The 12,037-nt window shown below is 53.3% G+C and carries 11 protein-coding genes; all 11 read left to right on the top strand.

What is annotated here, in order from left to right:
• Positions 1–47: 47 nt before the first annotated feature.
• The 11 genes from H583_RS0107335 (at position 48) to ehuD (ending at position 12,025) form a co-directional block, all read left to right on the top strand.
• Positions 48–1,661 (top strand): glutathione ABC transporter substrate-binding protein, encoded by a 1,614-nt coding sequence (locus H583_RS0107335; protein ID WP_028559906.1) that lies wholly within the window; start codon positions 48–50, stop codon positions 1,659–1,661.
• A 103-nt stretch (positions 1,662–1,764) separates the two neighbouring features.
• Positions 1,765–2,691, top strand: a complete 927-nt coding sequence (locus H583_RS0107330) for an ABC transporter permease subunit (RefSeq protein ID WP_028559905.1) — start codon at positions 1,765–1,767, stop codon at positions 2,689–2,691.
• 17 nt (positions 2,692–2,708) lie between these two features.
• Positions 2,709–3,623, top strand: a complete 915-nt coding sequence (locus H583_RS0107325; protein WP_028559904.1) for an ABC transporter permease — start codon at positions 2,709–2,711, stop codon at positions 3,621–3,623.
• 14 nt (positions 3,624–3,637) lie between these two features.
• Entirely contained in the window at positions 3,638–4,636 is a 999-nt protein-coding gene (locus H583_RS0107320; RefSeq protein ID WP_028559903.1) for an ABC transporter ATP-binding protein, read from the top strand.
• On the top strand, positions 4,633–5,625 hold the full coding sequence (locus H583_RS0107315; protein ID WP_028559902.1) for an ABC transporter ATP-binding protein: 993 nt from the start codon (positions 4,633–4,635) through the stop codon (positions 5,623–5,625). Before H583_RS0107320 ends, H583_RS0107315 begins: the two co-directional genes overlap by 4 nt.
• A gap of 201 nt (positions 5,626–5,826) precedes the next feature.
• On the top strand, positions 5,827–7,293 hold the full coding sequence (locus tag H583_RS0107310; RefSeq protein WP_028559901.1) for a M17 family peptidase N-terminal domain-containing protein: 1,467 nt from the start codon (positions 5,827–5,829) through the stop codon (positions 7,291–7,293).
• Positions 7,290–7,991: a copper homeostasis protein CutC gene (locus H583_RS0107305; RefSeq protein ID WP_036708786.1), complete on the top strand. Its 702-nt coding sequence runs from the start codon at positions 7,290–7,292 to the stop codon at positions 7,989–7,991. The genes H583_RS0107310 and H583_RS0107305 overlap by 4 nt, the downstream gene beginning before the upstream one ends.
• Before the next feature lie 26 nt (positions 7,992–8,017).
• Positions 8,018–8,962: an ROK family protein gene (locus H583_RS0107300; RefSeq protein WP_028559899.1), complete on the top strand. Its 945-nt coding sequence runs from the start codon at positions 8,018–8,020 to the stop codon at positions 8,960–8,962.
• A gap of 822 nt (positions 8,963–9,784) precedes the next feature.
• Positions 9,785–10,699 carry an ectoine/hydroxyectoine ABC transporter substrate-binding protein EhuB gene (ehuB, locus tag H583_RS0107295; RefSeq protein ID WP_028559898.1) on the top strand — a complete coding sequence of 305 codons (915 nt, stop codon included), beginning with the start codon at positions 9,785–9,787 and terminating at the stop codon, positions 10,697–10,699.
• A 3-nt stretch (positions 10,700–10,702) separates the two neighbouring features.
• Positions 10,703–11,356, top strand: coding sequence for an ectoine/hydroxyectoine ABC transporter permease subunit EhuC (ehuC, locus tag H583_RS0107290; RefSeq protein ID WP_028559897.1), 654 nt, complete (start codon positions 10,703–10,705; stop codon positions 11,354–11,356).
• A gap of 6 nt (positions 11,357–11,362) precedes the next feature.
• Positions 11,363–12,025, top strand: coding sequence for an ectoine/hydroxyectoine ABC transporter permease subunit EhuD (gene ehuD, locus H583_RS0107285; RefSeq protein WP_028559896.1), 663 nt, complete (start codon positions 11,363–11,365; stop codon positions 12,023–12,025).
• Positions 12,026–12,037 lie beyond the last annotated feature (12 nt).

Below are 12,037 nucleotides of genomic sequence, written 5' to 3'. Positions count from 1 at the left end.
CGGCATGAAGAGATTCTATATACATTACTCACAAGGGGTGGAGCAGAATGAGATTCAAAGGAAAAGCATGGGGCATGCTGATGCTGCTGATGATTGTAACGGTTGTAGCGGCTGCTTGTTCTAGCAACAGCGGCAATAGTGGTTCAACAACACCAGGGAAAACAGAAAACACCGGGACAAAGGCGCCTGCCGGTTCCAAGAATGGCAATAATGCGATTATCGCTGTAAATGCCAACTTCATTACATTGGACCCGCACAATGCAGGGGATACCAACTCGATTTCCGCTGTAAGATCCATGTACGAAGGTTTGATGGGCTTTGATGAAAATATGAATCTGAAGCCTGTACTCGCTGACAGCTATACAATTAGCGATGACGGTCTGGTTTATACATTGAAACTGAAAGAAGGCGTCAAGTTCCATGACGGAACGGACTTCAATGCCGAAGCGGTTAAAGTCAACATCGAACGTATCATTGACGAAAAGAACAACCTGAGAATGCGCAGAAGCTTCTCCCGTGTGACCAAAGTGGAAACACCGGATGCAAACACAGTTGTCATTACGCTGAGCGAGCCGTACAACGCATTCCTGAACAAGCTGGCTATGGGTCTGATGATCAGCCCGGCTGCACTTGAGAAGTATGGCGACAAAATCGGCCAAAATCCGGTAGGTACAGGTCCGTTCAAGTACAAAGAGTGGATTGAAGGCGACCGTCTGGTTGTGGAGAAAAATGCGGATTACTGGCAGCAAGGCCTGCCTAAAGTAGACAGCCTGACATTCAAGCCGGTACCGGAGAATGGTTCCCGTATTGCGATGCTGAAAACAGGCGAGGCGGATTTCATCTACCCGATGCCTACGGAGCAAGTGAACGAGGTTCAAAATGACAGCAATATCGTTATCGACAAAACAGACTCTACTATTGTACGTTACGTTACACTGAACACGATGAAGAAGCCTTTCGACGATCTGAAAGTCCGTCAAGCGATCAACTATGCGATTAATAAAGATGCGTTCATAAAAGTTGTAAAATCCGGACTTGGAACGGCGCTTGATTCCACAATGTCGTCCAAAACGCAGTTCTACTCCAAGCAGGAAGGCTACGGCTATGACCTGGAGAAAGCAAAACAATTGCTGGCTGAAGCTGGATACCCGGACGGCTTTGAAGCTGAAATCTGGGGCGAGAACGACTCCGAGACGATGAAAGGCATGCAGTTTATTGCCCAGCAACTGTCTCTGGCAGGCATCAAGCTGGAGGTGAAGGCAATGGAAGGCGCAACACTGTCTGACCAAATCAACTCACCTAAATCACCTGAAGAAGCTAAAATTCAAATGTGGTTTGTAAGCTGGTCCCCATCCTCCGGTGATGCTGACGGTGCTACAAGAGGTTTGTTCAGCAGCGAAATGTTCCCACCGGCAGGTTCGAATACGGCCTATTACAAAAACGAGAATGTGGACAAATGGATTGCGGAAGCAAACCGTTCCACAGATGCAGAAAAAGCCAAAGCGATCTACAGCGACATCCAAAAACAAATCTGGGGCGATGCTCCATGGGCGTTCCTCGCTGTTGATCAGGCTATCTCCGGTAAGCGTGCGTACCTTGATGGCGTAAAAGTTTATCCGGACGGCTCCATCAATGTTCTGAATGCTGAAGTAAAGCAATAACAGAACAAGTTCATTCAAGGAAGCAATAATTAAGAAGGGGAGACTGCTTCAGTGTTGGAATCATTGGAGCAGCCTCTCTCTTTGTCTAGAGGAGGTATCCGGCTTGGGTAGATATGCTCTGCAACGGCTGCTGGGGGTTATCCCGCTGCTCTTTGTCGTATCGGTGGTTGTATTTATGTTTATTCACCTTATTCCGGGTGACCCTGCCCGGCTTATCGCCGGAAAGGAAGCAACACTGGAAGAAATTAATGGAATCCGGGAGCAGCTTGGCTTGAACAACCCGCTGTGGCAGCAATACATTGATTATATGGGCCGGCTGTTCCACGGCGATCTGGGCAATTCCATCCGCTCCGGACTGCCGGTGAGCGATATGCTGGCCACCCGTGTAATGCCGACAATCTGGCTGACTCTCTTCAGTATGGGATGGGCGGTCATTATGGGAGTATTCATCGGAATCATCTCGGCGATCAACCGTAACAAATGGCCGGATCATGTCGGCATGATTACAGCCATCTCAGGAATCTCGATTCCGGGTTTTTGGCTTGGACTTGTATTGATTCAAATTTTCTCTGTAGAGCTTGGCTGGTTCCCGACAGGGGGCGTAGATTCCTGGTCCAGTTATGTACTGCCGTCTTTGACGCTCGGTGCCGGAATTATGTCCATGCTTGCCCGTTTCTCCCGGACATCGATGCTTGAATCGATGCGTGAGGATTACATCCGCACAGGACGGGCGAAGGGATTGCATGAATTTATCGTCGTTGGCCGCCATGCGCTGCGCAACTCGCTGATTCAAGTCGTTACCGTAGCGGGCTTGCAATTTGGATTTTTGCTGGGTGGATCGGTTATGGTCGAGACCGTCTTCAGTATTCCGGGAATGGGCCGGATGCTCGTCGACTCGATTGCTTTCCGGGACTATACGGTTATTCAGGCGCTGCTGCTGCTTTTTGCCACTGAATTTATCCTGATTAATCTGCTCGTCGATTTACTGTACGGCGTACTGAATCCGAAGATCAGATTCGATTCGAAATAGAGGAAGGAGAGTTACCAATGAGTCAACAATCGACAGCTGCGGCCAACTCCTCCCAAGGGTCTGGACAACAGCCCGCCGCACCAGCGAAACGAAAAAGCGCAACTGCTGAATTTCTCCGCAAATTCAGCAAGCAAAAGGTTTCCCTCGTTGCCGGCATCTTTATTATTTTGCTTGTACTGGTTGCCATTTTTGGACCCTATATTACGCCTTACGATCCGAGCGCACCGGATTATGATGCGCTTCTCGCCGGACCTTCGGCCAAGCACTGGGCCGGTACGGATGAATACGGGCGCGACATTCTCAGCCGTCTGATCGAAGGCACACGCCTGTCGCTGGCGGTAAGCTTGAGCGCTGTATTGATTGCCGCGTTTTTTGGCACCATTCTCGGTCTGCTCTCCGGTTACTACGGCAAGTGGCTGGACCGGCTGATCATGCGGGGAAGCGACGTTATGTTTTCCTTTCCTGATATTTTGCTCGCAATCGGTATCGTCGCCATTCTCGGTCCGGGTCTGACGAACGTTGTTATTGCCGTCGCTGTATTCGGTATTCCTTCGTTTGCCCGGATGATCCGGAGTGTGACGCTGTCCGCGAAGGAGACATTGTTTGTTGAAGCTGCACGTTCTATGGGAGCCAAGGACAGACGGATTATTTGGCGTCATATTTTTCCGGAGACGCTGCCTAGCGTCATTGTTAACGTTACGATGAAAATTGGGGGCGCCATTCTGGCCGCTTCATCATTGAGCTTTCTCGGCATGGGCGCGAAGCCCACGGAGCCGGATTGGGGCGCGATGCTCAGCATGGGCCGCGACTATTTAAGTATTGCACCGCATGTTGTATATTTCCCAGGTTTAATTATTTTTCTTACGGTACTTGCGTTTAATCTGGTCGGAGACGGACTGCAGGACGCTCTTGATCCCAAAATGAAAAACTAAAGGGGCAGGCCGCGATGAATAAATTGCTCGAAGTTGAAGGGTTGAAAACGGAGTTCAAACGGGCAGGCGGCAATGTAATGGCCGTCGCCGGCTTGGATTTTCATATAAACAGCGGGGAAGTGCTCGGTCTGGTCGGCGAATCCGGTTGCGGTAAAAGTGTAACCTCCCTGTCGATCATGAGGCTGCTCAAGGGTACCCCCGGCCAAAATGCTGGCGGCCACGTCAAATTTGAAGGCAAGGATTTGCTGCGTCTCTCTGAAAATGAGATGCGCAAGGTCCGGGGCAAGGAACTGGCGATGATCTTTCAGGAACCGATGACCTCGCTAAATCCGGTATTGCGCATCGGCAAGCAGATCGAAGAGCCGATCCGGCTTCATCTTGGCTTCAATAAAGCCAAAGCGCGTGAGCATGCCGTTCATATGCTGCAATTGGTGGGCATTCCCCGGGCAAGTGAAGTCATGAACGATTATCCGCACCAGCTCTCGGGCGGGATGCGGCAGCGGGTTATGATTGCGATGGCGATGTCCTGCCATCCGAAGCTGCTTATTGCCGATGAGCCGACAACTGCACTCGATGTTACGATTCAGGCGCAAATTCTCGATCTGATGAAGCGGCTTAAGGAAGAGCGGAGCATGGGCATGCTGCTCATTACGCATGATCTTGGTGTCGTAGCCGAAATGTGTGACCGCGTCGTCGTCATGTACGCGGGCCGTGTTGTCGAGGAAGCTCCTGTCAAGGAACTGTTCGCCAATCCGCAGCATCCGTATACGCAAGGGCTTATCCGCTCTGTGCCGAAACTGCGCCAGAAGGTGAAACGTCTGGAGTCGATTCCCGGCAATGTACCGGATTTGTCGCATATGCCCCAGGGCTGCAAATTCGCCCCGCGTTGCGCACATGTAATGCCGGAATGTATGACGACGGAGCCGGAGCTGCTCGCTGTAGGCGGCGAAGGTCGCAAGAGCCGCTGCTGGCTGACTCAGCAATCGGAACAGAAAGGAGGAAGCGCTGTATGAGCACGCCGTTAATTGAAGTCAAAGGGCTGCAGAAATCATTTCTTGTAAACAAGGGATGGTTCGGCAAGCATAAATATTTGCGCGCGGTGGACGGCATTTCCTTCTCGATCGGCAAAGGCGAAACCTTCAGTCTTGTAGGAGAGAGCGGCTGCGGCAAATCCACGACCGGGCGTCTCGTTACCAGACTGCTGACGCCTAATGAAGGCGAGGTGTGGTTCAACGGGCAGAACATTACGCAGCTGTCCGACAACCAGATGCGCCCGATCCGCAAGGAAATGCAGATGGTGTTCCAGGACCCGTACGCTTCGCTCAATCCGAGAATGAAGGTCAAGGATCTGGTTGCCGAGCCGTTGCTTATCCATACAAAGCTTAGCCAAGGCGAACGGGACAAGCTGGCTTCGGAGCTGCTTGAGGTCGTTGGTCTGAACAGCTTCCATGCCGAGCGCTATGCGCATGAATTCAGTGGAGGCCAGCGCCAGCGGATCGGCATCGCCCGGGCGTTGTCCGTTCGTCCGAGCCTGATCGTTGCCGATGAGCCGGTATCGGCGTTGGACGTATCGATTCAATCCCAGGTGCTCAATTTGCTGCAGGATTTGCAGGAGGAATACGGGCTTACCTATCTTTTCATCTCGCATGATCTCAGTGTTGTCGAGCATATTAGCGACCGGATCGGCGTCATGTACCTGGGTGCGCTGGTAGAGACGGCTTCCAAGGAAGAGCTCTACGAGCGTCCGCTTCATCCGTATACGCAGGCATTGCTGTCATCGGTTCCTGTAGCGGACCCTAGCCTGACGAGGGAGCGCATCATTTTGAAGGGCGATCTGCCAAGTCCGGTCGATCCGCCTACAGGGTGTCGATTCCATACGCGCTGTCCTTCCTGTATGGAAGTATGCAAGACGAAGGCGCCGAAGTTCCTGGAAGTGGAACCTGACCGTCATGTGGCTTGCCATTTGTACGATGAGGAGATTATGTCCGGCAGGCAGGCATAGGTCAAGCATATGCAGTAAGAAAAAAGTATAAGCGCCTGGACGGGAATGAACGATGGCAGTCTGTTCCCCGCTGCGCCAATACCCGCTTGGCAAGTGAAAGCACCCGGGATCTGCGGATCGACGGTATGCCGCACGGCCGGGCGGGTTGAAGCTGCTGAAAGGGCAGAAGTGTGCTGAACTTCATGTAAGGAAGGGATCGTTATGAAAATAAACTTTGAACGGGCAGAAGGAACGAAGGTCCGGCTGCTGCCGGTACTCTCCGGACAGCCTTGTGAGTATATGCTGCCTGCCGGCAAGCAGGCGGAAGGTGCTGTTACGTGGTATTACCGCCGTAAGGCTGATGAGCAGGATGCGCTTGTGATCGGAATGGGTGAGTTTGCTGCCTTGAAGCTGGAGTCGGTACGCCGTGCAGGCGGAAGGGCGGCCAGGGCGCTGCTGGCCGAAGCCCAGCCGCTGGGCGAGCTGTCAGCTGAAGCGGCGCTTGCTGCAACCGGCGGCAAGCCGGAGGAAGCGCAAGGCTGGGTACAGGCTTGGATTGAAGGCTGGCTGCTCGGGCTTTATCAATACGACAAATACAGAGGAAAGAGCCGTTCAGGCCGGACGGTGGCGCTGAGCATCCTGCCGGATAAAGGTGGCGTACTGGGGCTGGTTCAGCTTGAAGCAGCGGAAGCGGAAGCGCGTCTTCGCGCGGAAGCGGCGATGCTGACGCGCGATCTGGTTAACGATACGCCGGATGGCTTGCATCCGGCTTCGTTCGTAATCGGGGTGGAGCGGCATTTCGCCGGATTGCCGGTCAAGCTGCGTGTGTTCCAGGGAGAGGAATTGGTCAAGCGCCAGATGAATGGGCTGCTCGCGGTAGGAGCGGGCAGCAGCCATTCGCCTGCGCTGATTGAAATTGCCTATGAAGGTGCTCCTGGCGAGCCGCTGCTGGCGCTTGTCGGCAAAGGCGTCACCTTCGATATGGGCGGCATGAACGTCAAGACGGGCCGCGATATCAGCGATGCCCGCATGGATATGGGAGGCGCTGCTGCAGTTGCCGGCGCAATGGATATTCTTGCGCGCACGCAAGCGAAGGTCAATGTGACCGCGCTGCTGGCTGTCGTCGACAACTTGCCGGGTCCGGGAGCGATGCTGCCATCCTCGGTTGTGCAGTATCCGAACGGCCTGACCGTGCAAGTTGCCAATACGGACGGCGAAGGGCGTCTCATTATTGCCGATGCGCTGCTGCATGCGGCAGCGCTCGGCGCGTCCAAGGTTATCGATATTGCCACGCTGACAGGCAATGTCGGAGCGGCGCTTGGCCTTGGCATTGCCGGTATTTGGGGCGATGAGGCGATGACGCGGGAGCTTGTGGCGATTGGAGAACGGAACGGGGAGCGGCTGTGGCCGATGCCTCTGATGGACGAATATGAGGCTGAGCTGCGGAGCAACTACGCCGATTTGCGCAATATCGGGACCGGCGATCTGGCCGGGGCGATTACGGCCGCACTGTTCATCCGGCGATTCGTGGACCCGTCAATGGATTGGGTTCACATTGATATGGCAGGGACAGTGCAGTATAAATCCGACGCAGGCTACTCGGAAGCGGGAGCGACCGGTTATGGTGCGCGGCTGCTGGCTGACTATGCAGTGAGCTGCTTTGTCTCGAAATCGGAGGAGAAGTCATGAATACAGTATTGGAAGTCATTGCGACCTGTGTACAGGATGCGATTGAAGCGGAGAAGAATGGCGCAGACCGCATCGAGCTGATTACCGCCTTTACAGAAGGCGGACTGACGCCGGGCATCGGAATGGTGCAATGCGTGGCAGAGGCGGTCAGCATTCCGGTTCATGTCATGGTCCGGCCGCACAGCCGTTCCTTTGTATATGACCGGCTGGACAAGGAAACGATGGCTCAGGAGATCCGGGCAATCTCCAAAACGGGCGCAGCCGGTATTGTGATCGGGCTGCTGACGGAAGAGGGACAGATTGACACGGAAGGGCTGGAAGAGCTGCTGCCGCTGGCGGAGGAGATGAATGTAACCTTCCATCGCGCTTTTGACGAGCTGGACGACCAGTTGTCCGGCATTCAGACGCTTCTGCGCTATCCGGAGATCAACCGCGTGCTGACTTCCGGCGGCCTGAAGCCTGCACCGCAAGCGGTTGATCAGATTAAGGCGCTGGTAGCGGCAGCCGGAGGCAGCGGGCTGCGCATTCTTGCTGGCAGCGGGCTGACTGTCGAAGGCATCGCCGATTTTGTGGCGGCAACCGGGGTTCAGGAAGTTCATTTCGGAACCGCAGTACGCAGCGGGTCATCCGCCCTTGCCGGCATTGATCCGGTGCGGCTGCGCAATCTATCAGACATTTTACATCATGACGGTGCATAAATAGAGTATAAAAAAGGTGAGCTGCAGTGAGCAATGAAAACTATGTAGTAGGGGTAGACCTGGGAGGAACGAAAATTGCGGCTGCATTATTCGACGCCTCCGGCAATGTCGTGCACCGCGAACAGATGGATACGGCAGACGCTGTAACCGCGCGCGAGGTAGTACAAAGCATGGTAAAGATGATTAATAGTGTTTCCAATGGCAAAGCGCTGCAGGGGGTTGGTCTGGCTTCCCCCGGCGCTGTAGACAGCCGTCAGGGGATTGCCTTGAATGGCACGAATCTGCCGGAGTGGAACAACGTGCCGCTCAAGCAGTGGATGGAAGCGGATCTGGGCGTGCCTGTACAGGTTGTAAATGATGCCAATGCGGCGGCCTGGGGCGAATATGTCCGGGGTGCGGGCGTCGGCTCGGACAACATGGTATATGTGACGCTCAGTACGGGCATTGGCGCAGGAGTCGTCATGGACGGCAAGCTGCTGCTTGGAAGCAGCTCCTTCGCCGGGGAACTCGGCCATACGATCATTCATCCCGATGGTGTGCTGTGCAATTGCGGCAACTACGGCTGCTGGGAGACCTTCTCTTCAGGCACGGCCATCCGTAACGAGGCGCTGCGGCGTCTCGAATCCGGGCGTTCTGTTATGACTGAGCTTGCCGCTGCCGCAGGGGAGGAGATTTCCTCCCGTCACGTTTTTGCAGCGGAGGCTCAGGGGGATGTGGTCGCTGCTGAAGTGATCACGCGGATGATCCGCTACACGGCTATTGGACTGGCCAATATTGTCCACACGTTCAATCCCGACAAGATCGTCATCGGCGGCGGTGTGAGCAAGGCGGGCGATATGCTGTTCCCCCGGCTTAGGGAAGAGACGGACCGCTTCGTTATGGTCCCGTACCGCGGTACCTTCGAGATCGTGCCTGCCAAGTTGAATGATGATGTCGGCCTGATCGGGGCGGCGTCATTATTTAATCAATAGTCTTCTTTCCGCTTTCAAATCGGGGATTGGACGGAATGGTTGCAAACGGTACAATTATTTTTAGCAGAGAAAAAAAGCAACGGAGCATCCGTAAGGATCGCTTCCGTTGCTTTTTTGCGTCCTGCGGGCAGCAAACACAAATATGGCTTCAAAGCGGCAGGCAAGCCACTAATAAAGGAGCATTATGAAGCGGATTTTGAGAGGCCGCCAGTCCGATCGTCTTGTAAGAATGACGTGGGCAGTTGCCATGCATGTGATACATTTAACTTCAGAAATTTCAATCTGTAGTGTGCGTCGGAGTAAAGGGAGGTTGGCTGTAATACCGGACTTCTTATGGAGAGAATTGTCGATTGTGCCGAAAATTGAGGGAATTCAACGTTTTATACGTAAATTTGAAATATTGGACCGGATTATCTCGTTTTATATCCGTTTATCTCTTTGTATCGTGGAAAATCAGTAAAAAACTTTATTCGGCTAAAAAAATTTAAATCCTCTGTTTCACAAAAATTGCCGCTGTTTATAACACAGATTGCCAACAGATGAAAATAACGTATACATCCACATGCGGGAAGATACGGGAGGAATAAAGAGTCTAAGGCAGTTAATCTGGCCTCTTCCCAAATGAGCCTGAATATTCCTAGATTATGGAAGGTTACTGGAAATGACCCCGTCGGCTATTCATGTTAGCATATTCAGTATCCCAAGAGGGCGCCATGCTGATGACAGAGAGTTAGAGCATGAGGCATAGGCTCCAAAAGTCGAAAGGCCAAAGCCGCAGCATGAACGTTCAGGGAAAAACAAAGAAAGGTTGTGGGAATCATAATGAGGAAGGGTTGGCTCCTGCTGCTGGTAGCCGGCATGATGCTGGTATCCGCATGCGGAGCTGGAAACACAAACGGGAGCCCAGGCGCATCTGGGGGCGGAAATGCTTCGCCAGGAGGCAACAATAAGGCCGGAGCCGGGACGCTGGAGAAGGCGCGCAGCCAGGGCTACATAACGGTCGGCTTTGCGAACGAGAATCCGTACGCCTACAAGGAAGCGGATGGAACATTGACTGGAGAAGCGGTGGAAATCGCGCGTGTCATATTGGAACGTCTCGGTATTTCAGAGATGCGGGGTGAACTGACGGAGTTTGGCGGTCTGATTGGCGGCTTGCAGGCGGGCCGGTTCGACATGATTACGGCCGGGATGTTCATCAATGAAAACCGCTGCAAACAGGTGGCATTTGCCAATCCGGAGTATAGCATTGGAGAAGCGATTGCTGTAAAGCAGGGTAACCCGCTGAATTTAAAGAGCTACGAAGATATTGCCAGCAGCGGGGCCAAAGTAGCTGTCATGACCGGTGCTGTCGAAATTGAATATCTTGAACAATCAGGCGTCAAAGACAGCCAGATGGTCATTACACCCGATCAGGATGCCGCAGTCAGCGCATTGCAGTCCGGCAGAGCGGATGCCATGACGATGACAGACCCGGCATTGCGGTCGCGCCTGGCATCTGCCCAAGATGACAAGCTGGAGCGCGTGGAGGATTTCGAGCAGCCTGTTATCGATGGAACAAGTGTAAGAGGCTACGGCGCATCGGCATTCCGTCCGGCAGATACGGAATTTGTGGAGGCCTTTAATGCAGAGCTGGAGAAGCTCAAGGAGTCCGGCGAGCTGCTCACAATTCTCGAGAAGTTCGGCTTCTCTGATGCGGAACTGCCTGGCGGTATGACAGCAGCGGAGCTGTGCGGATAGCCTATGGTATCCAAATGGCTGGAATGGCTGCCGCTCATGTGGGAAGGGCTGCTGATTACGTTGCAGGTAACCTTTTTGTCCGCCATTGTAGCCTTGATTATTGCAGGCGCAGCCGGATTATGCCGGATATCCCGGCTGAAGTGGCTGAGAGGCTTGTCCTATACGTATATGCTGCTATTCCGGGGCATATCCTTGCTGGTGCTGTTGTTTTGGGTATATTTTGTCCTTCCTTTTCTCGGTATCGAGCTGTCTAAGATGGCGGCTGCGGTGCTGGCCATTGGCCTCAATTACGGGGCATTCGGGGCGGAAATTGTAAGGAGCTCGATTCTTGCTGTACCGAAGGGACAATGGGAGGCGGCACAAGCGCTGAATTTCACATCCGCCCAGCGGATGATTAGAGTAGTTTTTCCCCAGGCTCTAATACGAATGCTCCCGCCCATGAATAATCTGATGATTGAGCTTTTGAAAGCGACCTCTCTCATTTACTTTATTACACTTACAGATTTAACGTATCAGGCAATGATTTTGAGAAGCCTGTACCTTCCGCAAACCGCACAAATTTTTGGTCTGTTGCTCATCCTGTACTTTATTATCGCATCTGTCATTTCGCTGCTCGCCCGCTTGCTTGAGCGGAAGCTGACGGCAGGAAGGATGTGATGAGAGATGTGGGACTGGAGCTATGCCGCTTCTATTTTGCCCAGATTGCTTTCAGCGCTGCAAGCGACCTTTATCGCTACCGCATGGGGCTTCGCGCTGGCCTGTACGCTCGGCCTTGTCCTGGCCGTACTGTCACGATCACGGTTTGTGCTGGTCCGGTTAACCGTTGACGGAATATCGGAATTTATCCGCAGAACTCCGCTGCTTGTCCAAATTTTCTTCCTGTTTTACAGCATTCCGCTGCTGACAGGGATCTCGGTTCCGGCATTGACGACAGGGATTATCGGTCTGGGGCTTCACTACAGCACGTACATGTCCCAAGTATACCGATCCGGTATTGAGGGAATCGACAATGGGCAGTGGGAGGCAGCCAAAGCCCTTAATTTTACGCCGGTCCGTACATGGAGCGCAATCATATTGCCGCAGGCTATACCGCCGATTTTACCCATTATGGGCAATTATCTGATTGTCATGTTCAAGGAAACACCGCTGCTCGCAGCGATTACAGTCGTGGAGCTGTTGACGACAGCCAAGAACATCAATGCCAGAGACTGGCGTCCGTTCGAGCCTTACACGATTGTAGGCGTACTGTTTCTGGTCATTAGTCTGATTGTCGCCTTCCTTGTAGGGTGGCTTGAGAACCGGATGAAACAGCGTTATACACGTTAAACGGTCAGGTTA

The organism is Paenibacillus pinihumi DSM 23905 = JCM 16419, assembly GCF_000422505.1.
GTDB lineage: Bacteria > Bacillota > Bacilli > Paenibacillales > Paenibacillaceae > Paenibacillus_D > Paenibacillus_D pinihumi.
This window is presented reverse-complemented; position numbering and strand designations above follow the sequence as displayed.

Coding starts and splice junctions, on each gene's coding strand:
- H583_RS0107325 (WP_028559904.1), top strand. CDS start 2,709: ATGAGTCAACAATCGACAGCTGCGGCCAACTCCTCCCAAGGGTCTGGA.
- ehuD (WP_028559896.1), top strand. CDS start 11,363: ATGTGGGACTGGAGCTATGCCGCTTCTATTTTGCCCAGATTGCTTTCA.
- H583_RS0107310 (WP_028559901.1), top strand. CDS start 5,827: ATGAAAATAAACTTTGAACGGGCAGAAGGAACGAAGGTCCGGCTGCTG.
- H583_RS0107320 (WP_028559903.1), top strand. CDS start 3,638: ATGAATAAATTGCTCGAAGTTGAAGGGTTGAAAACGGAGTTCAAACGG.
- ehuB (WP_028559898.1), top strand. CDS start 9,785: ATGAGGAAGGGTTGGCTCCTGCTGCTGGTAGCCGGCATGATGCTGGTA.
- ehuC (WP_028559897.1), top strand. CDS start 10,703: ATGGTATCCAAATGGCTGGAATGGCTGCCGCTCATGTGGGAAGGGCTG.
- H583_RS0107315 (WP_028559902.1), top strand. CDS start 4,633: ATGAGCACGCCGTTAATTGAAGTCAAAGGGCTGCAGAAATCATTTCTT.
- H583_RS0107305 (WP_036708786.1), top strand. CDS start 7,290: ATGAATACAGTATTGGAAGTCATTGCGACCTGTGTACAGGATGCGATT.
- H583_RS0107335 (WP_028559906.1), top strand. CDS start 48: ATGAGATTCAAAGGAAAAGCATGGGGCATGCTGATGCTGCTGATGATT.